The 24,456-nt window shown below is 73.5% G+C and carries 21 protein-coding genes; 7 read left to right on the top strand and 14 right to left on the bottom strand.

The window, feature by feature from the left end; translation table 11 throughout:
• The first annotated feature begins 104 nt into the window (after nucleotides 1-104).
• Entirely contained in the window at nucleotides 105-1,814 is a 1,710-nt protein-coding gene (locus ACIQTO_RS17930; RefSeq protein ID WP_402388556.1) for a GAF domain-containing protein, read from the top strand.
• Here the strand turns inward: ACIQTO_RS17930 and ACIQTO_RS17925 are convergent.
• Nucleotides 1,788-2,798 carry an Acg family FMN-binding oxidoreductase gene (locus tag ACIQTO_RS17925; protein WP_402388555.1) on the bottom strand — a complete coding sequence of 337 codons (1,011 nt, stop codon included), beginning with the start codon at nucleotides 2,796-2,798 and terminating at the stop codon, nucleotides 1,788-1,790. The two genes, ACIQTO_RS17930 and ACIQTO_RS17925, sit on opposite strands and share 27 nt — an antisense overlap.
• Before the next feature lie 235 nt (nucleotides 2,799-3,033).
• Complete coding sequence (locus ACIQTO_RS17920) at nucleotides 3,034-3,729, bottom strand: response regulator (protein WP_402388554.1); 696 nt, start codon at nucleotides 3,727-3,729, stop codon at nucleotides 3,034-3,036.
• Here ACIQTO_RS17920 and ACIQTO_RS17915 point away from each other — a divergent pair.
• A complete protein-coding gene (locus ACIQTO_RS17915; RefSeq protein ID WP_402388553.1) occupies nucleotides 3,670-4,275 on the top strand; it encodes a pyridoxamine 5'-phosphate oxidase family protein in 606 nt (201 codons plus the stop codon). The genes ACIQTO_RS17920 and ACIQTO_RS17915 overlap by 60 nt on opposite strands.
• 124 nt (nucleotides 4,276-4,399) lie before the next feature.
• Nucleotides 4,400-6,820, top strand: coding sequence for a glycoside hydrolase family 65 protein (locus ACIQTO_RS17910; protein WP_402388552.1), 2,421 nt, complete (start codon nucleotides 4,400-4,402; stop codon nucleotides 6,818-6,820).
• A gap of 117 nt (nucleotides 6,821-6,937) precedes the next feature.
• Here ACIQTO_RS17910 and ACIQTO_RS17905 read toward each other — a convergent pair whose 3' ends face one another.
• Nucleotides 6,938-7,363: a hypothetical protein gene (locus tag ACIQTO_RS17905; RefSeq protein ID WP_402388551.1), complete on the bottom strand. Its 426-nt coding sequence runs from the start codon at nucleotides 7,361-7,363 to the stop codon at nucleotides 6,938-6,940.
• 708 nt (nucleotides 7,364-8,071) lie between these two features.
• Here ACIQTO_RS17905 and ACIQTO_RS17900 point away from each other — a divergent pair.
• Nucleotides 8,072-8,551 carry a ricin-type beta-trefoil lectin domain protein gene (locus tag ACIQTO_RS17900; RefSeq protein WP_402388550.1) on the top strand — a complete coding sequence of 160 codons (480 nt, stop codon included), beginning with the start codon at nucleotides 8,072-8,074 and terminating at the stop codon, nucleotides 8,549-8,551.
• 154 nt (nucleotides 8,552-8,705) lie between these two features.
• Here ACIQTO_RS17900 and ACIQTO_RS17895 read toward each other — a convergent pair whose 3' ends face one another.
• The 5 genes from ACIQTO_RS17895 to ACIQTO_RS17875 all read right to left on the bottom strand — a co-directional run bounded on the left by ACIQTO_RS17895 (nucleotide 8,706) and on the right by ACIQTO_RS17875 (nucleotide 14,295).
• Entirely contained in the window at nucleotides 8,706-9,914 is a 1,209-nt protein-coding gene (locus tag ACIQTO_RS17895; protein ID WP_402388549.1) for an HAD-IC family P-type ATPase, read from the bottom strand.
• 93 nt (nucleotides 9,915-10,007) lie between these two features.
• Entirely contained in the window at nucleotides 10,008-10,961 is a 954-nt protein-coding gene (locus ACIQTO_RS17890) for a polyphosphate kinase 2 family protein (protein ID WP_402388548.1), read from the bottom strand.
• Between the two features lie 557 nt (nucleotides 10,962-11,518).
• The gene (locus ACIQTO_RS17885; RefSeq protein ID WP_402388547.1) at nucleotides 11,519-12,361 is read right to left on the bottom strand and encodes a class I SAM-dependent methyltransferase; all 843 of its coding nucleotides are present in this window, start codon (nucleotides 12,359-12,361) and stop codon (nucleotides 11,519-11,521) included.
• A gap of 111 nt (nucleotides 12,362-12,472) precedes the next feature.
• Nucleotides 12,473-13,267 carry a spermidine synthase gene (locus ACIQTO_RS17880; protein WP_402388650.1) on the bottom strand — a complete coding sequence of 265 codons (795 nt, stop codon included), beginning with the start codon at nucleotides 13,265-13,267 and terminating at the stop codon, nucleotides 12,473-12,475.
• A gap of 71 nt (nucleotides 13,268-13,338) precedes the next feature.
• Nucleotides 13,339-14,295, bottom strand: coding sequence for an alpha/beta hydrolase (locus ACIQTO_RS17875; protein ID WP_402388546.1), 957 nt, complete (start codon nucleotides 14,293-14,295; stop codon nucleotides 13,339-13,341).
• Between the two features lie 284 nt (nucleotides 14,296-14,579).
• Here ACIQTO_RS17875 and ACIQTO_RS17870 point away from each other — a divergent pair, with 284 nt between their 5' ends.
• Nucleotides 14,580-16,001 (top strand): selenium-binding protein SBP56-related protein, encoded by a 1,422-nt coding sequence (locus ACIQTO_RS17870; RefSeq protein ID WP_402388545.1) that lies wholly within the window; start codon nucleotides 14,580-14,582, stop codon nucleotides 15,999-16,001.
• Nucleotides 16,002-16,014: 13 nt separating this feature from the next.
• Here ACIQTO_RS17870 and ACIQTO_RS17865 read toward each other — a convergent pair whose 3' ends face one another.
• On the bottom strand, nucleotides 16,015-17,271 hold the full coding sequence (locus ACIQTO_RS17865) for a globin domain-containing protein (protein ID WP_402388544.1): 1,257 nt from the start codon (nucleotides 17,269-17,271) through the stop codon (nucleotides 16,015-16,017).
• Between the two features lie 184 nt (nucleotides 17,272-17,455).
• Complete coding sequence (locus ACIQTO_RS17860; protein ID WP_402388543.1) at nucleotides 17,456-18,394, bottom strand: helix-turn-helix domain-containing protein; 939 nt, start codon at nucleotides 18,392-18,394, stop codon at nucleotides 17,456-17,458.
• A gap of 100 nt (nucleotides 18,395-18,494) precedes the next feature.
• On the opposite strand from ACIQTO_RS17860, the gene ACIQTO_RS17855 reads away from it, so the two are divergent.
• Nucleotides 18,495-19,625: an NAD(P)-dependent alcohol dehydrogenase gene (locus ACIQTO_RS17855; RefSeq protein WP_402388542.1), complete on the top strand. Its 1,131-nt coding sequence runs from the start codon at nucleotides 18,495-18,497 to the stop codon at nucleotides 19,623-19,625.
• 194 nt (nucleotides 19,626-19,819) lie between these two features.
• Here ACIQTO_RS17855 and ACIQTO_RS17850 read toward each other — a convergent pair whose 3' ends face one another.
• The 3 genes from ACIQTO_RS17850 to ACIQTO_RS17840 all read right to left on the bottom strand — a co-directional run bounded on the left by ACIQTO_RS17850 (nucleotide 19,820) and on the right by ACIQTO_RS17840 (nucleotide 22,070).
• Nucleotides 19,820-20,218 (bottom strand): DUF6114 domain-containing protein, encoded by a 399-nt coding sequence (locus tag ACIQTO_RS17850; protein WP_402388647.1) that lies wholly within the window; start codon nucleotides 20,216-20,218, stop codon nucleotides 19,820-19,822.
• A gap of 275 nt (nucleotides 20,219-20,493) precedes the next feature.
• The gene (locus ACIQTO_RS17845; protein WP_387891995.1) at nucleotides 20,494-21,141 is read right to left on the bottom strand and encodes a DUF6230 family protein; all 648 of its coding nucleotides are present in this window, start codon (nucleotides 21,139-21,141) and stop codon (nucleotides 20,494-20,496) included.
• Nucleotides 21,142-21,278: 137 nt separating this feature from the next.
• The gene (locus ACIQTO_RS17840; RefSeq protein ID WP_402388541.1) at nucleotides 21,279-22,070 is read right to left on the bottom strand and encodes a TetR/AcrR family transcriptional regulator; all 792 of its coding nucleotides are present in this window, start codon (nucleotides 22,068-22,070) and stop codon (nucleotides 21,279-21,281) included.
• Between the two features lie 360 nt (nucleotides 22,071-22,430).
• Between ACIQTO_RS17840 and ACIQTO_RS17835 the strand changes: the two genes are divergently transcribed.
• Complete coding sequence (locus tag ACIQTO_RS17835) at nucleotides 22,431-23,102, top strand: Tat pathway signal sequence domain protein (RefSeq protein ID WP_402388540.1); 672 nt, start codon at nucleotides 22,431-22,433, stop codon at nucleotides 23,100-23,102.
• 152 nt (nucleotides 23,103-23,254) lie between these two features.
• On the opposite strand, the gene ACIQTO_RS17830 is transcribed toward ACIQTO_RS17835, so the two are convergent.
• Nucleotides 23,255-24,430: a trypsin-like serine protease gene (locus tag ACIQTO_RS17830; protein ID WP_402388539.1), complete on the bottom strand. Its 1,176-nt coding sequence runs from the start codon at nucleotides 24,428-24,430 to the stop codon at nucleotides 23,255-23,257.
• Nucleotides 24,431-24,456: the final 26 nt, after the last annotated feature.

Raw genomic sequence — 24,456 nt, 5'->3', positions numbered from 1 at the left:
GCCGATGGGCCCAGGCGGCGCCACCCGGCGAGGCGGGGCGCACCCGAGCCGCCGCGTCTAGTCTGGCAATGGCACCCGGCGAGTCTCGGACCTCGGAGGAACCGGTGGGCAGCGCATCGGAGAGTTCGGCCCCTCTGCCGCAGCTTCGTCTGGACGACCTGCTGGACGAGCTCCAGGCACGGTTGGACGCGGCCCGCAGTACGCGCGACCGGGTGCACAGTCTGCTGGAGGCGGTCCTGGCGGTGGGCCGCGACCTGGAGTTGGGCCAGGCCCTGCGGCACATCGTCGAGGCGGCGGTCACCCTGGTGGACGCCGAGTACGGGGCCCTCGGGGTGATCGGCGAGGACCAGCGGCTCTCCCAGTTCATCCCGGTCGGCGTGACGGACGAGCAGGTGAAGCGGATCGGGCCGCTGCCCTCCGGACACGGTGTCCTCGGCGAACTGATCCGCCACCCGGTGCCGCTGCGGCTGGCCCGGATCTCGGACCACCCCGCGTCCTACGGGTTCCCGGTCCACCACCCTCCGATGAACAGCTTCCTCGGCGTGCCGATCCGCATCCGGGAGAAGGTGTTCGGCAACCTCTACCTGACCGAGAAGCGCGGCGGCGGCGAGTTCGACGCCGAGGACGAGTCCGTGCTCGCCACCCTGGCCGTGGCCGCCGGGGTCGCGATCGACAACGCCCGCCTCTACGCCCGGGCCAAGCTGCGCGAACGCTGGCTGACGGCCAACGCGGAGATCACCGGCAGCCTGCTGGCCGGCGCCTCGGAACGGAAGGTGCTCGACCTGCTGGTCACCCGGGCGGCCGAGATCACCGGCTCCGATCTCGCGGTGGTGGCACTGCCGCTTCCGGAATCGGACGACCTGGAGGTGCGGATCGCCGTCGGCCTGGAGGAAGAGCGGCACCTCGGCCTGCTCCTCCCCCTGGACGGTTCCTTCGTCGGTGCCGCCGCCCGGACCGGCGGGCTGGTCGTCAGCGGCGATGTCCGGACGGACCCCCGGATCACCGCCGGGCCGCCGCGCTGGGAGGGCCTGGGCCCGGCCGTCGCGGTGCCGATCGGCACCGCGGCGCACGGGATGCGCGGGGTGCTGATGCTGGCCCGGGCAGCCGACGCGCCGCTGTACGGCGAGGAGGAGTCCGGGCCGCTGCCGGGCTTCGCCGGCCAGGCGGCGGTGGCCATGGAGCTGGCCGAGCGGCGCCGTGACTCGGAACAGGTCGCGCTGCTCCAGGAGCGCGACCGGATCGCCCGCGACCTGCACGACCTGGCCATCCAGCGGCTGTTCGCCACCGGAATGACCCTCCAGGGCGCCACCCGCTTCATCGAGCACCCGGAGGCGGCGGACCGGGTGCTGCGGGCGATCGACGACCTGGACGACACGGCGAAGACCATCCGGGCCACCATCTTCGGGCTGCGGGCCCGCGAGGCCGGTCCGGCGGCCGGCGGCCTGCGCGCCCGGGTGGTGGAGATCGTCGGGCGCGCCGCACGGACGCTCGGCTTCACCCCCGGCCTGCGGATGACCGGCCTGCTCGATGTCACGGTACCGGCCGAGATCGCGGACACGGCCGTCGCCGTCCTTGAGGAGGCGCTGTCCAACACCGCCCGGCACGCCGCTGCGAGCGCGGCCGAGGTGTCGCTCACGGCCGGCGCGGAGCTGGTGCTCACCGTGAGGGACAACGGTGTCGGTCTGCCCGAGGGCGGTCGGCGCGGCGGGCTGGCCAACCTGGCCGAGCGGGCGGCCGTACTGGGTGGCACCTTCGGCGCCCGGGCACTGCCCGACGGCGGCACGGAACTACTGTGGCGAGTCCCCCTGCCCTAGGTTTCGTTCGGGGTCGAGGACATCGGCGGCCGCCAGCCGGGGGGTCGCCCTGCCTTCCGGACCGTAGCCGAGCCGGATCAGGAACTGCACGCACTCGGGCCCCAGATGAGGCTCCCGGGCGGCCCAGCGCAGCTCCGGCCACTCCATCGCCTGGTGCAGGAGCGAAGCCCGTACCCCGTGGACGGTGGCCTCCAGCAGGACGTGCTCCAAGGCGAGCCCGGTACGCAGCCAGTCCTCGGGGCGGTCGAGAGCGGTGGTCAGCACCGCGATGCGCGGCTCGCTCTCGAAGGTGGCGGCCGGCTGGTGATCCACGGGGCGGATGGCGGCGAAGTCCCGCACCGGCAGGCGGCCCTCCCGGTCCTGCGGGCCGAGGGCCCGTACCGGGATGCCGTAGGGCGGCACGTCGCCGCTGCGAATCCAGTTGCGGCTCTCGGTCCGCTGGGCCGGGTCGGTGGTGTTGCGGCGCTCGGCCTCGGCGGTGAGTTCGAGCAGCCGGGCCGTCTCCTCCGCGCCGGGGAGGCGGAGCGTCGCCTCCTCCGCCCGGGCCGCTGTGACCAGTCCGTCCAGGACGTCCGCCGGGATCGGTGCACCGGTGAACGGGGTGCGGACGGAGTGGCGGCGCCAGATCGCGTCGTACAGGCCCTCCGTACCGGGTGCCCGGACGGGGGACGTCTCGTCGAGACGGACGGTGGCGAACAGGTCCGGGTCGGCGGGGTCGGGCAGCAGCCGTACCTCCGGTGCCCAGCCGAGGTGGCGGGCCGCGACACGCAGATTCAGCACCGCGGCGCCGACGGAGATGTGCATCGCCCGGCCCTGGGGGTCGGCGGCCGGAAGGGCGCGCTCTCGCGCGGCACGCACCTCCAGGACCGAGGTCTCGGGCTGGAGCCGGAAGTGCCAGGGCTGGGTGTTGTGGATCGAGGGTGCGGCGACCGCGGCGGAGACCAGCTTCTCCAGGGCGACGGCGTCGAGGGCGAGCGTGGGCATGGTGGTCTCCCGGGGTGTGCCGTCAGCCGGAGGGCGGTCCGCCGGCGCGCAGCGTCTCCGGGCGGTGGCGGTACTCGTCGGCGTCGATCTCCCCACGGGCGAAGCGCTCGGCGAGCAGCTGCCCGGGGGAAGGGCCCTCGGGTGGCGGGACGGGGCTGTTGCCTCACCTCCACCGTGCGCCGGGGCGCGGCTCCGTGCTTGGGCCGACCGGCCCATTCCGGCGGGCCGGTCGGGCTCAGTGCGGACGCTGGTGCTGCGGCTGGTGCTCCGTGTCCGTGTGGGCCGCGAGCACGGCGGCCTGGAGGCGCCGCTCCACGCCCAGCTTGGCCAGGAGCCGCGAGACGTGGTTCTTGACCGTCTTCTCGGCCAGGTAGAGCTCCTGGCCGATCTGCCGATTGGTCTTGCCCTCCCCCACCAGGGCGAGGATCTCCCTTTCGCGCGGCGTCAGTTGGGCGAGCGCCACCTCGGTCGGGCTCTCCTCGTGGTGGCGCAGGCTCTCCATCAGCTTGCGGGTCGTCGCCGGGTCGAGCATGGACTGCCCGGAGGCCACCGTCCGCACGGCGCTCACCAGGTCGGAGCCCTTGACCTGCTTCAGTACGTAGCCGGCGGCACCGGCCATGATCGCGTCCAACAGCGCGTCGTCGTCGTCGAACGAGGTCAGCATCAGGCAGGCCAGCTCCGGCATCCGGTCCCGCAGGTCCCGGCAGACGGTGACCCCGTCGCCGTCCGGCAGCCGCACGTCGAGAACGGCGACGTCCGGGCGCAGCGCCGGGATGCGGGCGAGCGCCTGCGCACAGGTCCCGGCCTCGCCCACCACCTCGATGTCCGGCTCCGCCTCCAGGAGGTCGCGCACTCCCCGGCGGACCACCTCGTGGTCGTCCAGCAGGAACACCTGCACGGGCCGCCCGGCTGCGGGCTCGGTCGTGTCCATCGCCTGCTCCTGGTGGTCGGCGTCGTCCCCCACCGATTCTGCTCGTCCGGTCCCGGCCACGCACCAGAGGGCTGGTTCGGCTGGGCCGATCCGGCGCGGCCGGGACCTCCTCGCGGTGGGTCACGTCGCGGGCGGGCGGCTGCCCGGCCTGCGACCACTCGTGCACCGGGCCTAGCCCGGGCACAAGCCCGGTTCCGGCGCCGCGGTGCGTCGCCGGGCGCCGGGGGACGCCTCGCGCCGGGCGGCGTCGGACGCGTGGCGCTGACCACCCCCGAGGGGCCGATCGTCCTGCCGGTCAACTACCGCGTCCTCGACGGCACCCTGCTCTTCCGCACCGCCGCCCGGAGCGTCCTCGCCACCGCGCCCGGCAGCCGGGCCGCCTTCGAGGTCGACCGGATCGACGAGGCGTTGCGCACCGGATGGAGCGTCCTCGTCGTCGGGGAGGCCGCCGCCTTCGACGAACCGGAGGCCATCGAGCACCTCGTACGTCTGGGGTCCCCCGATCCGTGGGCCGGCGGCGAACGCGACGTGTGGGTGCGGATCTAGCCCGCCTCCGTCACCGGCCGGGCCGTCCACACACAGCAGGAGGCACCCCCGGACGACGGCCGATGAGCGGTCCGGCGGCCCGGTGAGCAGACTGGAAGGACGCCGACAGCACGGAGGCCGCCGCGTGGAACCGGACAGTTCCGTCGGGGCCCGGGCGGACGCCCCGATGCCCGACCCCTGGACGCTGCGCTACCAGGGCTTCGATCCCGCGCAGGAGGGCCTTCGGGAAGTCCTGTGCGCGGTGGGCAACGGCTATCTGGTCAGCCGCGGGGCCGCTCCCGAGTCGGCCGCCGACGGCGTCCACTACCCGGGCACCTACCTCGCCGGTTGCCACAACCGCACGTCCTCGACGGTCGCGGGCCGGGTGGTCACCAACGACGACCTGATCAACTGCCCCAACTGGCTCCCGCTGACCTTCCGCCCCGTCGGCGGCCGGTGGTTCACCGGTCTGCCCGCCGAGCAGACCATCGACCTGGACCTGCGCCACGGCGTCCTGATCAGGCACGCCCTGGTGGTGGACGCCGAGGGACGGCGGACCCGGCTGCTCCAGCGGCGGATCGCCAGCCAGGCCCGGCCACACCTGCTCGCCCTGGAGACCACCCTGACGGCCGAGAACTGGTCCGGCCCGGTCGAGATCCGCTCCGGACTGGACGGCACCGTGAGCAACACCGGCGTCGCCCGCTACCGGGGGCTGACCGCCCGCCACCTCGTCCCCGCCGGCCAGGGCACGGACGAGGACGGCCTGCTCCGGCTGGAGGTCACCACCACCGGCTCGCCGCTGCGCATCGCCCTCGCCGCCCGCACCCGTCTGCACCGTGCCGGCCGGCCTGTCGACGCCGACCGCACGGCCGAGCAGCGGGACGGATGGGCGGCCCAGACCTTCGCGGCACACCTCGCGCAGCACCTGCCGCTGACGATCGAGAAGATCGTCGCCGTCCACACCAACCGTGACCGGGCGATCGAGACTCCCCTGGCGGCGTCCCGCCTGCTGGCCTCGCAGGCGCCCGGCTTCAACCAGGCGCTGGCCGAACACTCCTCGCGCTGGGAGGAGTTGTGGCGCCGCTGCCGGATCGAGGCGGACTTCGACGGCATCGGCCCGCTGCACCTGAACCTGTTCCATCTGCTCCAGAGCTACTCCGAGCACTCCGTCGACCTCGACGTCGGCATCCCGGCCCGGGGCCTGCACGGGGAGGCCTACCGGGGCCACGTCTTCTGGGACGAGCTGTTCGTCCTCCAACTGCTCAACCTGCGCTTCCCCGAACTGGCCCGGGCCGTCCTGCGCTACCGGCACCGCCGTCTCGACGCGGCCCGCCGGGCTGCCCGCGAGGCGGGGCTGCGCGGCGCGATGTACCCGTGGCAGAGCGCGAGCGACGGCCGCGAAGAGTCACAGCGCCTGCACCTCAACCCGCTCTCGGGCCGCTGGCTGCCCGACCACAGCCACCTCCAACGGCACGTCGGCTCGGCCGTCGCCTACAACATCTGGCAGTACTACCAGGCCACCGGCGACCTGGACTTCCTCTCCGAGGCCGGTGCCGAGACACTGCTGGAGATCGCCCGGTTCTGGTCCTCCGCCGCCAGCTACGACCCGCGGCGGGACCGCTACTCGATCCGCGGTGTGCTCGGCCCGGACGAGTACCACGACGCGTACCCGTGGGCGGACGGACCGGGCCTGGACGACAACGCCTACACCAACGTCCTGGCCTCCTGGGTCCTCGCCCGCGCCCTCGACACCGTCGGCATCCTGCCGGACTACCGGCGCGACGAACTGCTGGACCGCCTGACGCTGGACCCCGGCGAACTCGACCGCTGGCGGGAGGTCGGCGGCCGCCTGCGCGTTCCGTTCCACGACGGCGTGCTCAGCCAGTTCGACGGCTACGACCGGCTGGCCGAACTCGACTGGACGGCCTTCCGCAGCCGCTACCCCGACCTGCGCCGCCTCGACCGGATCCTGGAGGCCGAGGGCGACACCGTCAACCGCTACAAGGCGTCCAAGCAGGCCGATGTCCTCATGCTCTGGTACCTCTTCTCCGCCCGCGAGGTCCGCGACCTGCTCCGGCACCTCGGCTACCCCGCCGGCCACGAACTACTGGGCCGCACCACCGGGTACTACCTGCGGCGCACCGTGCACGGCTCCACCCTCAGCTCCGTGGTGCACGCCTGGGTGCTCACCCGCTCCGACCGCCGGGCCTCCTGGCGCCACTTCCGCGACGCGCTGCTCTCCGACCTCCAGGACTCCCAGCGCGGCACCACCGCCGAGGGCGTCCACCTGGGCGCGATGGCGGGCGCGGTCGACCTGCTGCAACGCTGCTACACCGGTCTGGAGATCCGCGAGGACGCCCTCTGGCTCGACCCGCACCTGCCGTCCGCCCTCGGCCGCCTGGAGCTGGAGCTTCGCTACCGCGGCCACTGGGGCGTGGTGGTCACGACCGACCGCCGGGCCGTGTCGGTGAGCCTTCGCGAGAGCCGTCAGGACCCGGTCGGGATCCGGTTCCGCGGCGCCCTGACCCTCATCCGGCCCGGCGAGAGCCGCACCTTCGACCTGTGAGCCCTGCACCGCCTCACCGTCGCCCGGACCACAGTGGCTCGACCTGCTGCGTCCTTGTCTGCCGGAGTGGCGCCGGGACCGACGTGGTGGTCCCGGCGGCACGGCGGTTCGGGTCGGTCAGGCGGCCAGCGTGCCGTCGTCGCTCCGGACGACACACAGGGCCCAGATGACGAAGCCGCAGATGGCGATCACGGTGAGGGACCAGAACGGGTAGTAGGGCATGGAGAGGAAGTTGGCGACGATGAGCAGCCCTGCCAGTGCCACGCCCAGGAGCCGGGCCCAGAAGGAGATCCGGAGCAGGCCGATGCCCACGCCGACGGCGATGACACCGAGGACCAGGTGGATCCATCCCCAACTGGTCAGGTCGAACTTGAAGACGTAGTTCGCGGTGTGCACGAAGACGTCGTCCTCGGCGATCCCCATGATCCCCCGGAAGATGCTGAGAGTGCCCCCGATGAGGAGCATCACGGCGGCGAAGACGGTCAGGCCCCCGGCCACGGTGGAGGAGCGGCTGTCGGCGCCGGTGTTCGTAGGTGAGGACATAGCGGGTCTCGATTCCTGTTGTCACGTCCGCCTACGGGTCTACCGGCGTCCGCCTACGGGTCTACCGGCCGGGGCGCCGGCGGAGTGACCCGGTCTGCGGAGCCCGTCGTCCGGTGGGCGCAGACGGCCTGTGGGAGTCCAGCGGGACATCGGGCTCGTGAGCGCTCGGAACGCGCCGTGGTGGGAGGCCTCGTGCCTATCGACCCTAGGAGCATTTCGGCGCGGTCGCATCCCCTGCCGTCGCGGTGACGTGCGGAGCGTGGCGTCGCCCGAGCGGGCGCCGCCGGCGCGGCGGCTCCTCCGACGACTTGAGCGCCCTCGCCCGCGCAGCGCCCGGACGCACCCGCCCGGGCCGCGTGGACACACCCGTCGGGGACCCGACGGGCGGGGCGCAGCCGGGTGGAGGACAGGCCGTGATCGTTCTTCCGGTCCCCCACTCGGGCCCGCCGCCGCGGGGCCCCGGGCGATCCTCCTCGCCGGCGGGGCGGCGGTGAGGGGTTCCGGCCCGCCACCGAGCGCGCGGCGCAGCCCTGGGCATCTGTCAGTTCCGCGCACATGGCCACCCGTTCGAATGAACATGCCGCGCAGAAACGGTTCGTCAACGAATGGCTGCTGCTACCAATTGTCGGGTGCCCAGGCCCGATTCGGGAGGGCACCTCACCCTCGGGTACTCATCGCATGCCTCCGGCAAGGACGGATCACGCCCTCATGGCAATCGCACTCCGCAAGACGCTCACCGTCGCCGCACTGGCTCTTACCGCCTCCTTCCTGCCCACCTCCGGAGCGGGCGCCGCGGACACCGCCACCCCGTCCCTGCGCACTCCCGGGCTCTACTGCCTGGCCAACACCTGGGACACCCCGAAGGACTCCACCAAGCCCTGCGACACCAAGGACCAGGGCCAGCACTGGACCCTCTCGGGCCAGCAGATCTCCCTGGCCAACGCCCGGGCCTACTGTCTCGCCAACACGTGGAACGCCCAGGACGTCTCCACGAAGCCGTGCAACCCCAAGGACCAGGGCCAGTACTGGACCGTCTCCGGCCAGCAGCTCTCCCTCACCTTCGCTCCGGCCTACTGCCTCGCCAACACCTGGGGCACCCCGGACATCTCGACCAAGCCGTGCGACCCCAAGGACCAGGGCCAGCACTGGGTGGTCTTCAACGACCAGATCAGCCTCGCCAACGCCTGACCTCCCCACCGCCGTGCCCGGAGCAGCCATCAGCGGCGCCGGGCACGGCGCCCCCCGCGTCAGGTGTTCAGCCGTGCCCCTCGTCCTGGGGCGAGGGGCACGCGCCCGACAGTGCTCCGCTCCGCCGGGCGCCCGGGCAGGTGCCGACCGGGTGTCAGAGCGCGGGCCGGCGATGTCGGGCGAGGAGTTTGCCCGACTCCCACAGGAGCAGGAGGGCGACGGGGGCCAGCAGGGCCCAGCCGAATTGGGCGAGGGTGATCTCGGTGGTGCCGAGCACGCGGCGGAAGGCGTCCGTCTGCGTCACCAGGACCGCGAGGACGAACTCGGACAGGGCCGCCAGGTTCATCGGCTTGCTGTCGAACGTGGTGACGGTCAGGACGGTGGCGCGTTCGCTCCGGCATTCGTAGGCCGCCACGATCAGGCAGAGGGCGAAGGCGGTGAAGGCGATCGAGTTGCCGGTCCTCAGGCTGCCGTAGTGGTGTTCGCCCAGTTTGATCAGCAGGAGCAGGGCCACCGTGACGGCCAGTCCGCTGAGTCCGACGGTGACCATGACCGACCTGGTCAGCAGCGATTCGCCGCGCGGGCGCGGGGTGCGCCCCATCAGGCCGGGGCTCGCCAGGTCGAAGCCGAGGGCGAACCCGAAGGGCGCGTTGACCACGAAGTGGATCCAGAGCACCTGCGGCGGGGTGAACGGCTCGCCGGCGGCGATGTTGAAGACCGTCGCGCCGAGGAACGTCAGGACGAAGGTGACCAGGAGCATCAGGACGAACCGGATGTACTTGGTGAGGTTGTCGTAGAGTTTGCGCCCCTCCTCGACGGCGTACACGATGGTGGCGAAGTTGTCGTCCGAGAGGATCATCCGGCCGGCGTTCTTGGCGACATCGGTGCCGCTGCCCATGGCGATGCCGATGTCGGCGGCCTTGATGGCGGGTGCGTCGTTGACGCCGTCGCCGGTCATCGCCACGACGTCGCCCTTCTTCTTGAGCGTGTCGGCGAGCAGGACCTTGTGCTCGGGCGCGACCCGGCCGACCACCCCGATGTCGTCGATCCGGGCCAGCCGTTCGTGCTCCGGCATCGCCGCGAAGTCGGCTCCGAGGATCGCCTCGCCCGGGATCCCGAGCTGGCGGGCGATGGCCTCGCCGGTGGTGACGTCGTCACCTGTGACCATGCGGACCCGGATGTGGGCGGCCTGGGCGCTGGCCACGGCGTCCCTGGACTCCGCGCGGGGCGGGTCGACCATGCCGACCAGGCTGGTCATCCGCAGGTCGGTGACGAGCGCGAGCAGGTCGCTGTCGGGGTCGAACTCCGACGGGTCCAGGTCGCGCTCGGCCGCCGCCATCACCCGGCGGCCCTCGCCGCCCATCCGTTCGGACCGGGTCTCGGCCCGGTCCCGCAGGCCGGCGTCCCAGGGGACGGTCCAGTTCCGTTCCTCGCGGCGGGCCGGCCCCCGCGGTACTCAGCCACGGCGCCCCGTCCGGTGCCCGGCCGCGTACGGGTCGCGCTCGGCCCCCTCGGGAGCCTCCTGCTCCAGCAGCCGCCTGGCGGCCCGCAGCTCCTTGCGGGCCTTCTTCCCGACGACCGGGTACCGGGGGTCGATCTCCATCAGCGTGTGCACGAGCACCGCGGCGGCGCAGATGCGCGCGAACCACTTGCGGTCGGCCGGCACGACGTACCACGGCGCCCACGGGGTACTCGTGGCCGAGAGCATCTCGGAGAAGGCGTGCTGGTAGTCGTCCCACCGCTCACGCTCGCGGAGGTCCGCCGCCGAGAACTTCCAGTTCTTCTCCGGCAGGTCGAGCCGCTTCAGGAAGCGGGTGCGCTGCTCCTCCTCGGAGAGGTTCAGGAAGATCTTCACGACTCTGAACCCGTTGTCACAGAGGTAGCGCTCCCAGTCGTTGATCTCCCGGTAGCGGCGCGCCCAGACATCGCGCCCCTTCGCTTCCTCGGGCAGCCGCTGGCGGTCGAGGTTCTCGGGATGCACCCGCACCACGAGGACCTCCTCGTAGTGCGACCGGTTGAAGATCGCGATGTCCCCGCGGGCCGGAAGCCGCCACGCGTACCGCCACAGGTAGTCGTGGTCGAGTTCCTCGGCGGAGGGCACCTTGAAGCTGCTGACGTGGACGCCCTGCGGGTTGACCCCGCTCATGACGTGCCGGATCGTCCCGTCCTTCCCGCCCGCGTCGATCGCCTGGAGGCAGAGCAACACACCGTAGCTGTCCTGGGCGGCCAGCTTCGCCTGGTACTCGGCGAGCAGGCCCACGCCGGTGCGCAACAGCTCGGCGCCCTCCCGCTTCTTCATCCGCGCCTTGTAGCGGGGGTCGAAGTCCTCCGCGAGATCGACCCGCGAGCCCGGTTCCACGCGCAGCGGCTCGATGAACTTCGCGATCCGTCCGGCCTGCTTGTCCGGCATCGACGACACCGCTTCCTCTCGGTCACGACGGCCGCGGGTCGACCACCCGGTGCGGACCGGGGCCCGTCCGCACCGGCGCGCGGTCACTCGGGTGGCCCGGCCCACGGTCCGGTGGACGTCGGTACCTGCCACCCTCCGGCCGGCCGTCGGGGCCGGCCAGCCGGGCACGGCCACCCGGGTGACCGTCCTCCTCACTGCCGCCCGTCGGTGGTCCGCGGTTCGGGGCCGCCGCCGGAGGCCCAGACCCGGTAGGCGGCCACGGCGGTGGGCAGGGTGGGGAAGATCCGGTCCGGGCCGACGGAGTCGGTCAGCCCGTACGCGTCGAGTTCGCCCCGCAGGTCCTGCGGAAGCCCTGCCCGGCACGCCCGTGCCGGATGCTCGCGACCCTCCGGTCCCTCGCCTGACGGCCGATCACGGAGGCCGGTGCGGGCGTCACGCCCCCTGGTCGACCAGGGCCGTCTCCGGGCGGTTGCCACACCGTTCGGCGGCCCGGGTGGGCAGGGCGGTGCCGGCGGCGCTGTCGTGGGGGGCGGCCGTGAGGCCGACGACCCCGATGATCAGGGCCGCTCAGCGAAGTCCAGGACGGTGACCGACGGGCGGCGGGTGGCCAGTGGCGGGACGGTCAGCACCAGCGGCAGCAGGGCGCCGACCGGCCCCCGCCCGCCGGCCGGCCGGACGTCCCGCACCGAGGCCACCGCCGGACTCGCGGTGCGGAGCTTGTCCCGCTCGCCCGCGTCCATCGCCCACGGCATCGGGGGCGGCCCGTACGTGTGGGAGCGCATCCTGCCGCTCAGGGTGAGCCGGCTGAACCAGCGCGGTACGGCGTCCAGGACGAGCGAGCCTCCCGGGAACCGCTCGGCGCAGCCCGCGATCAGGGCCCGCACCCGCATCGGTGGCAGGTACATCAGCAGGCCTTGCGCGGTGACCAGTACGCCATGGTCGCGGTCCACCTCCTCGGCCCAGCCGCAGGTGGTGGCGTCGGCGGCCAGGTAGCGCTGCCGCGGGCCGGGCGGGAGCAGCCGCTCGCGCAGCGCCACCGACTCGGGCAGGTCCACGGTGAGCCACCGGGCGCGGCCGTTGTCGACCCGCCAGTACTGCGTCTCCAGCCCCTCCCCCAGGCAGACCACGGTGCCGCGCGGCTCGCGGGCCAGGAAGTCCGCCACCTCGCGGTCGAAGCACCCCACCCGCAGCGCCTGCAGCTGGGCCTGGGTGCCGCTGGTCCCGAACCGGTCGGCGAACGGGTAGTCGATCCGGTCGACCAGCTCGACGGCCTTGGGATCGCGCAGCACCCCGTCCGGCCGGCGGGCCTCGACGGCACGCTGGTAGAGCGTCCAGAGCGCGGTCTCGGGCACGGCGGCGAGCTCGGCCGGCAGCGGTGCCGACGGTTCGTCAGGGGCCACCTGGGTCTCCTCGGGAACGGCGGGGGCGCATGCGGTGCTGGCAAATGCGGCGGAGCGGGGTCCGCTGCGGTTCTCCCGACAGTCTGGCACCGGGCCGGGGCATCGGCCCGCTCAGCCGACGCTGAACGCGCCGTCCGGTGGCGGCGGGGAGTCCGTCGCCGCGGCGTCCGTCACCACCGCCGTGCGCGCGGTGAACGCGGCCAGGTCGGCGCCGTCGGTGAGCCGGGCGGGGAAGACGTCCCCGGCGAGCCGGCGGGAGAGGTCGGCCACCGGGAGCGGGCCCGCGGAGCCGACCAGCAGGATGTTGCCGTAGCGGCGGCCGCGCAGCACCGGGGCCTCGGCGATCAGGCAGACCTCCGGGAAGACGGCGCGCACCGTCGCCGCCTGGGCGCGGGCGAAGGCGAGCGGCGGGCCGTCCGCGAGGTTGGCGGCGTAGCACCCGCCGGGGCGCAGCGCGGCGGCCGCCAGGCGGAGGAACTCCACCGAGGTGAGGTGCGCCGGGGTGCGCGAACCGTGGAAGACGTCGGCGACGACGAGGTCCAGCGAGCCGGGCGCGACCGCCGCCAGGGCCTCCCGCGCGTCGCCGACCGTCGCCGTGATGTCCGCTCCCGGCCCCTGCCACGGCAGGTGCTCCTCGACCAGGGCGAGCAGCGGGCCGTCGACCTCGGCCACCCGCTGGCGCGAGCCGGGGCGGGTGGCGGCGAGGTAGCGGGGCAGGGTGAGGGCGCCGCCGCCGAGGTGGAGCGCGTCGAGCGGCGCTCCGGCGGGGGCGAGGGCGTCGACGAGGTGGCCGATCCGCCGGGTGTACTCGAACTCCAGGTGGGTCGGGTCGCCCAGGTCGACGTAGGACTGCGGGGTGTCGTCGAGGGTGAGCAGCCAGCCGCCGTCGTGGTCGATGTCGGGCATGAGCTTGGCGTACCCGAGGTCGGTGCGGCGGCCGACCGGGCGCGGCTCCTCGCCGTGCGGGCCCGGCGGGTTCACGAGGACTCCGGCAGGTAGGCGCCGAGCCAGCGGTCGAGTTCGGTGAAGAGCTGGGCGCGGGCGGCCTCGCCGGAGAGGACGAGGTCGTGCATCCCGCCCTCGATCCGGACGATCGTGACGTGCCGGCCCAGCTTCGGGCCCTCGGCGGCGATGTCGTCGGCGCGCAGCACGGCGTCGGCGTGGTGCAGCTTGGCCTGCCAGGTGGTGGTGGCGATCGAGGCGGTGGAGGCCATCAGCAGCACGGGGACGTCGATGCCGAGCCCGCGCCGGACCCGGCGCTGGCCGCGCTGGACGGCGGCCAGCCAGCCGGCGTACAGCGGGAAGCCCTCGGCCGGCTTGAGGCTCAGGTCGAAGTCCCACTCGCCGCGGTGGTCGCGGTGCAGGCTGTGCACGTAGTGCGGGTTGAGCGCGGAGGGCAGCTTGCGGGTGGCGGCGAGGCGGCCGAGGGCCTCCACGGCGGGGCCGCCGAGGGTGCGGACCGCCGGGGCGGCGGGCATCGAGAGGAACGGGCTGTTGAGGAAGAGCCCGTCGACCACGCCCCGCCCGGCCCGGCGCCCGGCCCACAGCGCGGTGACCAGGCCGCCGGTGGAGTGGCCGTTGACCAGCAGCTCCCGGTGCCCGTCGGTCTCCCGGACGACCCGCACCGCGGCGTCCAGCTCTTCGTCGTAGGCGGCGAGGTCGCGGACGAAGTTCGGCGACTGGTGCGGGCGCAGCGAGCGGCCGTACTTGCGCAGGTCGAGGGCGTAGAAGGAGTAGCCGCGCTCGACGAAGTGGTCGGCGAGGTGGGTCTGGAAGAAGTAGTCCACGTACCCGTGGACGTAGAGCACCGCGCGCCGGCTGCCCGGGACGAGCCGGCGTACCAGGGTGGCGCTGACGGCGCCCTCCTCGTCGGGGGCGAGCGGCAGCTCGACCGCCTCGTAGGGGGCACCCAGGATGTCTTCTCGGAACTCCATGTCCGCCGTACCCATCTTCTGCTCCGCCTGCCGTGGCAGGGACCGCCGATCCGGAGCACCGACGATACCGGCCGGTAGCTCCACCGTGCTCGGCAGGCCGTGGCGGACGGCGGCGTACCGCGCCCGGCGACACCGGCCCACCCGGCTCGGCGACGGCGGCCCCGGGCGGCGGACGGGCCGGGACGCTCCGCTCCCCGTGCGCCTGCTGTGCGCCCGCGATCCTGTGGAACGCTACCCGAATCACAGTCACTTCCCTCGCCCAAGAGGCGAGTTGAGGAGCGAGCATGCCGCACGGAGACCATCCGCAGGCCGGTCACAGCGATCCTTCCCTCTACCGCACGCCTGCGGAGGCGATCGCGGCGCCACCGGAGAAGCTGGCCTACGTCGCCGGGTTCGACCGGTCGGCGCGGCGGCCGGACGCGCTGATCACCGTCGACACCGATCCGGCCTCGCCGAGCTACGGCCGGGTGCTGAACTTCGCCGAACTGCCCGGGGTCGGAGACGAGCTGCACCACTTCGGCTGGAACGCCTGCTCCAGCGCGCTCGCGCACGCCTGCCACGAGAACCCGGAGCGGCGCTACCTGCTGCTGCCCGGGCTCCGCTCGTCCCGGCTGCACGTGATGGACACCCGGCCGGACCCGGTGCGGCCGCGCCTGGTGAAGACCGTCCCGGCCGAGGAGCTGGCGGCCAGAGCGGGGTACTCGCGCCCGCACACCCTGCACTGCGGTCCGGACGGTGTCTTCCTGTCCTGCCTCGGCAGCGGGGACGGCGCGGACGGGCCGGGCGGGGTGGCGCTGCTCGACCACACCACCTTCGACGTCCTGCGGGCCTGGGAGACCGAGCGCGGACCGCAGCACTTCGCCTACGACGTCTGGTGGCACCTGGGGACCAACGTGGGGGTCACCAGCGAGTGGGGCACGCCGTGGATGGTCGAGGACGGCGTGGTGCCGGAGCTGCTGCTGGGCCGCAAGTACGGCCACGCGCTGCACTTCTGGGAGCTGGACACCGGGCGGCACCTGCAGCGGATCGACCTCGGCGACCAGTACCAGATGGTGCTGGAGCTGCGGCCGGCCCACGATCCCCAGGCGGAGTGGGGCTTCGTCGGCGTGGTGGCCAACGTCGAGGACCTCTCCTCCTCGGTCTGGCTCTGGTACCGCGAGGGCGCGGCCTTCACCGCGCGCAAGGTGATCGAGATACCCGCCGAACCGGCGAAGCCCGAGGACCTGCCGCCGGCCCTGCAGCCGTTCGGCGCGGTGCCGCCGCTGGTGACGGACATCAACCTGTCGGTGGACGACCGCTGGCTGTACGTCTCCGCCTGGGGCACCGGCGAGTTGTTCCAGTTCGACGTGTCGGACCCGTTCCACCCGCGCCCCACGGGCTCGGTGCGGCTCGGCGGGGTCGCCGCGCGGACGCCGCACCCGGCCGAGCCCGAGCGCCCGCTCAGCGGCGCGCCGCAGATGGTCGAGATCAGCCGGGACGGGCGGCGGCTCTACCTCACCAATTCGCTGTACGGCGCCTGGGACGACCAGTTCTACCCGGACGGCATCGAGCCCTGGATCATCAAGCTGGACGCCGACACCGAGGCGGGCGGGCTCACCGTCGACCCGCGGTTCTACCCGCACGGCGCGGACTTCGGCGGCCTGCGGGTGCACCAGACCCACCTGGCGGGCGGTGACGCCTCCTCGGACTCGTACTGCTTCCGCTGAGCGGGCCCGGCCCTCAGACCCGCCCCAGCAGCGGGTCGTGACGGACCCGGGCGGGCGGCAGGCCGGCGGCGACCAGGCGGGCGCGGACCTCGTCCACCATGCCGGGCGGGCCGCTGACGCAGGCGAGGTGGTCGGACCAGTCCCGATGGCGGCCGACCGCGTCGGCGAGCCGGCGGCCGGCACCCGCCCCGGCGGCGCCGTCGGCGACCGGGATCAGCTCCAACCAGGGCTTCCGGCTGCCCAGTTCGGACAGGGCCGGCCAGTCGTAGAGGTCGGCCGCGGCCCGGGCGCCGACGAAGAGGTGGACGGTGCGCCCGCGCGGGCGGTGCCCGGCCAGCTCCTCGACGATCGCCTTCATCGGGGCGAGCCCGGTGCCGCCGGCCACCAGCAGCAGGTCGCGCGCGCCGTCCTCGGGCATCAGCGAGCCGCGCGGCGGGCCGAGCCGCAGCCGGTCGCCGACCTCGGTGTGCTCGACCAGCGCCTCACTGACGCCCCCGGGGCCGGTGCGGCGCACGTGGAACTCCACCTCGTTGTCCGGCCGCGGGGCGCAGCCCATCGAGTACTGCCGCCAGGTGTGCGGCAGCCCCGGGTGCTCGACGGTGCCGTACTGGCCGGGCCGGTAGGGGTAGGGCTCGCCGGTGCGCACGCGCAGCACCGCGAGGTCGGGACGGCGGCGCTGGTGGCCGACCACCACGGCGTGCCAGTACGGGGGTTCGGCGAGCGCGGACTCGGCGCCCGCGCTCATCGCCCCGACGGCGAAGCGCAGCATCCGTACCCAGGCGGCCTCCAGGTCCTCGCTCCACCGGGCGCCGGCGCGGTGCCGGAGCGCCTCGCGGACGGCCTCCTCGAAGGCCTCGAAGTGAACCGGGCGGACGCCCAGCTTGCGGTGGTCGCGACCGAGCTGGGCGAGCGTGGCGGCGAGCTCGTCGGGGTGCTGGAGGTGCTCGATCAGATGGCTGAACATCCGTGCCAGATGGGCCTCCTGGAACTCCATCGAGGCGGGGAAGAGCGAGCGCAGGTAGGGCCGGCGGCGGAACATCACCGCGTAGAGGTGATCGATCAGCTCGGCGAGCGGGCCGACGGATCCGAGGGTGTCCAGGATCAGCCGCTGGTCGGCGGCGCCGTCGTAGCCCCCCGCGGCGGTCCCGGCCGGCCGGTCCGCGCTCGGCACGGACGACGCCGGCACGAGCAGCCGCCGGCGAAGGCGCATCGCGTGGTGGCGCGCGATCAGCCGGTCGTACTCGGTGGTGGCGGCACTGGTGATCTCCATGCCAGAAAGCCTAAACACCCGTCAGAGAGCTGACGGACGACGGCTTTTCACCTGCCTCCGGTGATTCCGGGCAGGGTGGAGCACCGGACGGCGGCAGGTCCAGTAGACGGCCCGGCGAGGGGGGTGCGGAAGGGTCTGTCGTCCCGGCCGGACCGGGACGATCGACCCCCTCGGGCGGGCGCGATCAGGACTCCCGGCCCGGCGGGCGCGCATCCCGCGTGCCGCCCGCCGCCCCTCCCCCGGCCGGGGTCGCGGCGCCGGCCGGACCCGCCGGCCCGGCCGGCGCGGGTGCGGCCCAGCTGGCCAGCAGTCGCAGCGACTCGGCCGAGGCCGTACCGGGCTCGGCGTGGTAGGTGACCAGCACCAGGTCGGGCTCCCCGGCCGGGCGCAGCGTCTCGTACCGCAGGGTCAGCGGGCCGACCACCGGGTGGTGCAGCCGCTTCGTCCCGTGGCCCTTGTCGCGGATGTCGTGCGCGGCCCAGAGGCGCCGGAAGTCGGCGCTCTTGAGGGACAGTTCGCCGATCAGCGAGGCCAGCCGGGGGTCGTCGGGGTCGCGCCCGGCGTCCAGCCGCAGGATGCCCACCACATCGGTGGCCTTGCCCTCCCAGTCGTCGTACAGCAGGCGCGCCGCCGGGTCGAGGAAGGCGTGCCAGGCCATGTTGCGGTGCTCGGGCGCCAAGGCGGCGAAGTCCCCGAGCAGCGCGTTGCCGAGCCGGTTCCAGCCGATGATGTCCAGCCGCCGCCCGAGCACGTAGGCCGGGACGCCCTCCATCGCGTCGAGCAGCTGCTGCAGTTCGGGGCGGACCAGCTGCGGTCGGGCGGTGGCGCGCCCGGTCCGGCGGCGGGCGGGCTTGGTGATCCGCTGGAGGTGCTCGCGCTCGGCCGGGGTGAGCCGCAGGGCGCGGGCGATGGAGTCCAGGACGGCGGCGGAGACGCTCTCGCCGTGCCCCTGTTCGAGCCGGACGTAGTAGGCCGTGCTCACGCCCGCCAGCTGCGCCAGCTCCTCCCGGCGCAGCCCGGGAACGCGGCGGCGGGTGCCGTGGTCCGGCAGGCCCACGTCCGCGGGTCGCAGCCGGGCGCGGCGCGACCGGAGGAATTCACTGAGTTCGGTGCGCTGGTCCATGCTCCCGAGTATGAGGGTGAGCCTGCCAGTCGTACGTTGGGCGTGCGTACGACAAGCCCTGGTCTGGTTGCGCGGCTCGCGTCGCCGCAGGCTGGGGCCCATGACGAACACGACGAACGCCGGAACGAACACGGCGGGCACCACGGGTACGGACGGCACGACCACGACCACCGCCGGCTCCGCGGCGCGGACCGTCGCCGCGTACGCGGCCCCGGCCCCGAAGGCCCCGCTGGAGAAGACCGTCGTCCCGCGCCGGGCACTGGGCGAGCACGACATCCTGATCGACGTCCGCTTCGCGGGCATCTGCCACTCGGACATCCACCAGGTCGGCGAGGACTGGGGCGACGGCATCTTCCCGATGGTCCCGGGCCACGAGATCGCCGGTGTGGTCGCCGAGGTCGGCCCGGGCGTGACCCGCTGGACGGTCGGCGACCGGGTCGGGGTCGGCTGCTTCGTCGACTCCTGCCGGGAGTGCGACAACTGCCGGGCCGGGCTTCAGCAGTTCTGCACCGGCGCCGGGGGCACGGTGTTCACCTACAACGGCGTCGGCCGGGACGGTGAGCCCACCTACGGCGGCTACTCCTCGCAGCTGGTGGTCGACGAAGGGTACGCCCTGCGCATCCCGGAGGCCCTGGCGCTGGACACCGCGGCGCCGCTGCTCTGCGCCGGCATCACGCTCTACTCGCCGCTCAGCCGCTGGGGCGCGGGCCCGGGCAAGAAGGTCGCGATCGTCGGCCTCGGCGGGCTCGGCCACCTGGGGGTGAAGATCGCGCACGCCAAGGGCGCCGAGGTCACCGTGCTCAGCCAGTCGCTACGCAAGCGCGAGGACGGTCTGCGGCTCGGCGCGGACGACTACCGGGCCACCTCCGACCCGGCCGTCTTCACCGAACTGGCCGGCACCTTCGACCTGATCGTCAACACCGTCTCCGCCGACCTCGACCTGAGCGCCTACCTCGGGCTGCTGACGGCGGGGGGCACGCTGGTCCAGGTCGGGGCGCCGGAGAAGCCGGTCACGATCCTCGCGCAGGCGCTGCTGACCGGTGGCAAGTCGCTGTCCGGCTCGATGATCGGGGGGCTCCCGGAGACCCAGGAGATGCTGGACTTCTGCGCCGAGCACCAGGTCACCGCCGAGATCGAGCTGATCCGCGCCGACCAGATCAACGAGGCGTACGCACGGGTGCTGGCCAGCGACGTGCGGTACCGCTTCGTGATCGACGCCTCGACGATCTGAGCGAGGTCTCCGGGCCGGTCCCGGGACGGGAGCGTGCTCGCCGGTCCCGGCCCGGGGACGGCGCCCCGCCTGTGGTGCTCTCCCTTCACCACAGGCGGGGCCGTGCCACGGCCGGTACGTCACACGGTCCGGCCGGGTACCCGGCCCGGTCGGGCCCGCGCAGGCGGCCGGCTCCGCCCAGACACCGGCTCCGCTCAGGCACCGGCCGGACCGGCCGCCTCGCCTGCCGGCGCCTTGCCTCCGGACACCGTGCCCCCGGGCGCCGTACCCCGGGCCGCCCGGCGCGCCCGGCGCCGGCGCGGAGGCTGGTCCGGCAGCCACCCGAAGGCCAGGCAGGCGCCCACCACTCCGAGCATCATGCCGATCAGGAAGCCCCCGAGGTTGGAGGTGAGCCAGCTGGCCAGCGACGCGAGCACCCCGAGCACCGAGTAGAACAGCCGCTGCGCCGGGTTGAACAGGATCAGCACGCCGCAGATCACCATCACGACCGGTACCAGGTAGCCGGCCAGCCCCTGCATGCCGATGTGCAGGATGACCGGCAACGGCGCCTTCAGGGTGAAGAGGATCTCGGCGCCGCCCAGCAGCACCAGCAGGCCGCCCCAGAACGGCCGCCGGCCCCGCCAACCGCGCCATCCCCCGCCGGCCCGGGCCGGCCCGTCGGACGCGGCGGGACCGGCAGGACCACCCGGACCGACGGCCGTCGCGCTCGCGGGACCGGCCGGAACAGCGGGAGCGGCATCGGTATCGGCGCCACCGGGACGGCCGCCTGTGGCGGGCTCCGCGGTGGCGGCGCGGTCGGCCGCCGAGGGGCCGACGGCGGCGCCCCCCTCGGCCGGGCCGGCGCCGTCGGGTACGGGATCGGCCACCGTCAGCAGCCCTCCGAGCTGAAGCTCAGCCGCAGGTGCGGCAGCTTGAACGCCGCAGCGGTGGTGGCGTAGTTGTGCTGCCGCAGATTGCGGATGGTGACGGTGTCCGCCTGCTGCCCGAACACGCCCGGCAGGCCCTGGACGCCTGCCTTGGTGTAGGTGCTGGCGTCCCCGCCGATCTCGATGTTCTTGAACGACGCGTCGCCGGAGACCAGGTCCGAGTCGGTGGTGAGGTCGGTGGCGGTCACGGGTGTGCCGGCGTCACCGGCCTTGATCAGCAGGTTGATGCCGCCGAGGTCGACGCTCTGGCAGAGCTTGGTGAGCTCCGCCTGCTTGATCGCCGAGACGATGACCAGGACCTGACCGCCGGTGTCCCCTTCGTTCGGGCTGCCCTCGATCATGTGGTCCAGACTGCCGAACTGCTCGAAGCCGACGCCCTCCAGGCTGTCGGCGGTGACGGTGAACGGCATGCCGGAGATGGCGAACTGGGCGGCGAGGACGCCCTGTGCGGTGAGGGTCATCAGGACGGCGCCGACGGCGACGGCCGGTACGGCCATCAGGGCGGTGCGCCTCAGCCGGACCCGCCCTCTCGATCCGGCGGGTGAGTCGGTGCTTTCGGGCGTGGGGGCGGCGTCCTCGGACGTTGCCATGTGTGCTCCCTCGGGTGGTGGGATGTGCAGGCACTGGCACGTTGCCCTGGCGCGGACAGCGTCCTGCGGCCCGGCCGGGTGGGCCGCCCCTCGGCAGCGGGGCGGGCCGGTCGGACCGCAGGTGGATTACTGGGAAGCTACTGCCGAGTAGACGACGGGTCAATACGGGTGCGCGAAGGATCATCATCCGTGACCGCGGACGCCGGCACCGGGCCCGGCCCGAGCGCCGCCACCGGTGCCAGCCGTCGGGCGGCCTCCTCCGGCCCGAGGAAGGGAGCCAGGCAGAAGAGGCTCAACATCGGCAGTTGATCAGGAAGTTCGGCGGTCCGGCCGGCATCGACACAGCGGTACAGGGTGCTGTAGACGCCGCCGACCACGGCGTCCACCAGGGGCTCCACCGCTACCCCACAGGGAAGTTGGGGTACCTCGGCGAAGAACGTCCGGAACCTGGTAAGGAGTTGCTCGCGCTCACGGCGGCCGGCCGGTCCGACCGACTCGACCTCGATCACCGCCATGGTGGCGAAGGCCGGGACGCGGGCCAGCAGGTCGAGCATCGCGCGCAGGGCGTCGTGGATGCCGGCGCACCAGTCCGGCGCCGCCGCGAAGGCGGCCGCCATCCGCCGGATCACCACCCCGGTGCCGTGCCGGTGGGTGGCCAGGAAAGCGTCCTCCTTGCCACTGAACAGCTCGTAGAAGACCGGCCTGGTCACCCCGGCCGCACGGCAGATGTCGCTCACCGTGGCGCGCTGGTAGCCGTGCTCCGCCACGGTGTGGACCAGCCCGTCGAGCAGGCGTTCCCGCTGGGTGGCGGCGACCACGCCGGGGGGCAGCCGGCTCGGGCCGCGCTTGATCGATCGCGCCGGGTCGCGGCCGGGTCTCGCTCCGGGCAGCAGCAGTGCCTCGGCACCATGGACGGCATCCAGGTCCATCGCCAACTCCTGTGCTCTGTCTTGACATTGACGCAAGGGCTGGTTTACAACACTCGCAGGTTTCCCATCGAACGGCGCTCAGCCGCCGGAAACCTCCACGCGTTCCGACTGTTCAGTATGGCGAACGCATGCCCGGCGGTGGCAGCCGTCGACGTGCATCCCCACCGCACCTCACCGCATGCCCGCACCTCCCGCACCTCCGCACCTCCTCGCCGTTTCGGCGGGCCCGTGGCGCCGGGCCCGCCGACGACACCGGACGCGTGTCCCCACCCCTGAGCACCCCGCACCACCCCGCCGCGCGTACCTCCGCGCGATCACGCGGGCTCCCCCACCCGACTCCGTACGGAGAGAGGCACCCCCATGCGCATCCGCCACACCCTCGGCGCCGCGGCCCTGGCCGCCGTCGCCCTGGCCACCGCAGCCACCGGCCCGGCCCAGGCCGCCGGCTCCACCGTCCTGACCCACACCTCCGTCGGCGGCCCCGCCGTCGCCGTCGGTGACGTCCTGACCGCCGACCTGGTCGCCGGCAGCTACGCCTCCTTCTACTCCAGTGCCACGGGCACCAGCGGCATCAAGTGTGCCGCCTCCTCCTTCTCCGCCACGGTGACCAGCAACCCGGCGGCCCCGGGCGTGGCCACCGAGAGCCTCAACAGCCACACCTTCGGCTCCTGCACCGCGAACGTCATCGGCGTCACCGGCGTCAAGAGCATCACCGTCAACAACCTGCCGTACACCAACTCGGTGAGCGACGCGGCCGGCAACCCGGTGACGCTCAGCCCGACGGCGGCCGGTCCGCTGCAGACCACGGTGGTGCTGAACACCATCCTGGGTACCACCACCTGCGTGTACCGCGCGCCGGGCAGCATCTCCGGCACCACCAGCAACACCGGTCAGACCATCGGCTTCGCCTCCCAGGCGTTCGCCAAGGTCTCCGGCCCGAGCACCTGCTTCGCCACCGGCTACTTCACCGCCACCTACGGGCCGGTGATTGACAGCTCGGTGGCCGGCAGCCCGCACATCTACATCAACTGACGCCCTTCGCAAGGCAGTAGGCGAAAACGACGAAGAGCGGCGTGCGGCAGTCGAAACTGCCGCACGCCGCTCCCGGCGCACCGCGCCGTCACGCTCCGGGACGATCACGCCCGCGGGCGGTCACGCCCGGGGACAGCCGGGCCGTCGGCCCGTCAGAGCGCCCAGACCTGGTCCGCGTACTGCGGGACGCAGTCGAACTGGGTCAGCTTGGAGCCCGGTGCGGAGTCGCCCGACCAGGCCACCAGGCAGCGGTCGCTGTAGCTGTTGCGGATCTGGTAGCCGGTGGCCACCTTCTCCAGCTTCCAGACCTGGTCGACGTACTGCGGGTCGCAGTCGGCCTGGACGACCGGACCGCCGTTCTCCGGGGTCCGCCACGAGGCCAGCATGCACTTGCCGGAGTTGACGTTGCGGATCTGGTAGCCACCGCCCGCGACCTGCTGGAAGTCCCAGACCTGGTCGACGTACTGGCGGTCGCAGTCGATCTGGGTGACCGGTGCGCCCCACTCCGGGGTCCGCCAGGACACGTAGGCGCAGAGGTTGCTGAGGGTGTTCTTCACCGAGGCGGTGTGCAGCCGGGTGCTCAGCAGCCAGCCGGCCAGGTCGTCGACCCGGGTCTCCAGCGCGCCGGTGCGGGTCTCGGTGCTGCCGAAGCAGCCCCCCTGCCAGGAGGTGCTGTGGACGGCGGCCAGCTCGACCGCGCCGCCGGCCTGGCGCAGCGCCGGGCCACCGGCGTCACCCTTGCAGATCGCGTCCTTGCCGGCCGTCCTGCCGGCCAGCGCGACCGTGGTGGCGGTCGTCGACTGCACGGTGAACGCCGCAGTGTGCAGGGCGAGCGGGGCCCACTCGTCCTTGGTCCGACCGTAACCGGTGGCGGTCAGGGTCTCCCCGGCCACCGGAGCGGCGCCGAGTCCGACGGTCGGGATGCCCTGGGCGGGCTTGGCCAGCCGGGCCAGCACCAGGTCACGGTCGGCCCGCGGCACCAGCTCGGTGACCTCGGTGACGTGGCCGGCGGTGCCGGTCAGGTCGGTGCGCCCGACCGTGGCGACGGTCTTCAGCTTGGGCGCGCCGGCCGCCAGGGCCAGCGGCTGGGCCGGGTCGTCGGCGAAACAGCTGCTCGCGGTGAGCACCCAGTACGGGTCCACCAGTGCGCCGGTGCAGGCGCGCTTGCCCTCGCCGATGTCGAGCTTGGTGGTGAAGGTGTAGTTGCCGTTCGGCACGGTGTCGCCGACGACGGCGTTGGCCGTGCCGCCGGTCAACAGGCCGCCGACCACCGCCGCGGAGGCGAGCAGGCCGGTCATCCACGCGGCGCGCGGACGGGTGCGAAGCACGATGTGTCTCCCTGTCAGCAGAGCTG

The sequence above is a fragment of the Kitasatospora sp. NPDC091207 genome (genome assembly GCF_044768625.1).
In the GTDB taxonomy this organism is placed as follows: domain Bacteria; phylum Actinomycetota; class Actinomycetes; order Streptomycetales; family Streptomycetaceae; genus Kitasatospora.
This window is presented reverse-complemented; position numbering and strand designations above follow the sequence as displayed.

Bases quoted from the DNA above. Each gene is read 5' to 3' on its own strand.
- ACIQTO_RS17860 (WP_402388543.1), bottom strand. From the start codon at position 18,394: ATGGACCAGCGCACCGAACTCAGTGAATTCCTCCGGTCGCGCCGCGCC.
- ACIQTO_RS17835 (WP_402388540.1), top strand. From the start codon at position 22,431: ATGCGCATCCGCCACACCCTCGGCGCCGCGGCCCTGGCCGCCGTCGCC.
- ACIQTO_RS17920 (WP_402388554.1), bottom strand. From the start codon at position 3,729: ATGGACACGACCGAGCCCGCAGCCGGGCGGCCCGTGCAGGTGTTCCTG.
- ACIQTO_RS17875 (WP_402388546.1), bottom strand. From the start codon at position 14,295: ATGGAGTTCCGAGAAGACATCCTGGGTGCCCCCTACGAGGCGGTCGAG.
- ACIQTO_RS17865 (WP_402388544.1), bottom strand. From the start codon at position 17,271: ATGGAGATCACCAGTGCCGCCACCACCGAGTACGACCGGCTGATCGCG.
- ACIQTO_RS17855 (WP_402388542.1), top strand. From the start codon at position 18,495: ATGACGAACACGACGAACGCCGGAACGAACACGGCGGGCACCACGGGT.
- ACIQTO_RS17880 (WP_402388650.1), bottom strand. From the start codon at position 13,267: ATGCCCGACATCGACCACGACGGCGGCTGGCTGCTCACCCTCGACGAC.
- ACIQTO_RS17890 (WP_402388548.1), bottom strand. From the start codon at position 10,961: ATGCCGGACAAGCAGGCCGGACGGATCGCGAAGTTCATCGAGCCGCTG.
- ACIQTO_RS17925 (WP_402388555.1), bottom strand. From the start codon at position 2,798: ATGCCCACGCTCGCCCTCGACGCCGTCGCCCTGGAGAAGCTGGTCTCC.
- ACIQTO_RS17895 (WP_402388549.1), bottom strand. From the start codon at position 9,914: ATGGGCGGCGAGGGCCGCCGGGTGATGGCGGCGGCCGAGCGCGACCTG.
- ACIQTO_RS17900 (WP_402388550.1), top strand. From the start codon at position 8,072: ATGGCAATCGCACTCCGCAAGACGCTCACCGTCGCCGCACTGGCTCTT.
- ACIQTO_RS17870 (WP_402388545.1), top strand. From the start codon at position 14,580: ATGCCGCACGGAGACCATCCGCAGGCCGGTCACAGCGATCCTTCCCTC.
- ACIQTO_RS17905 (WP_402388551.1), bottom strand. From the start codon at position 7,363: ATGTCCTCACCTACGAACACCGGCGCCGACAGCCGCTCCTCCACCGTG.
- ACIQTO_RS17840 (WP_402388541.1), bottom strand. From the start codon at position 22,070: ATGGACCTGGATGCCGTCCATGGTGCCGAGGCACTGCTGCTGCCCGGA.
- ACIQTO_RS17845 (WP_387891995.1), bottom strand. From the start codon at position 21,141: ATGGCAACGTCCGAGGACGCCGCCCCCACGCCCGAAAGCACCGACTCA.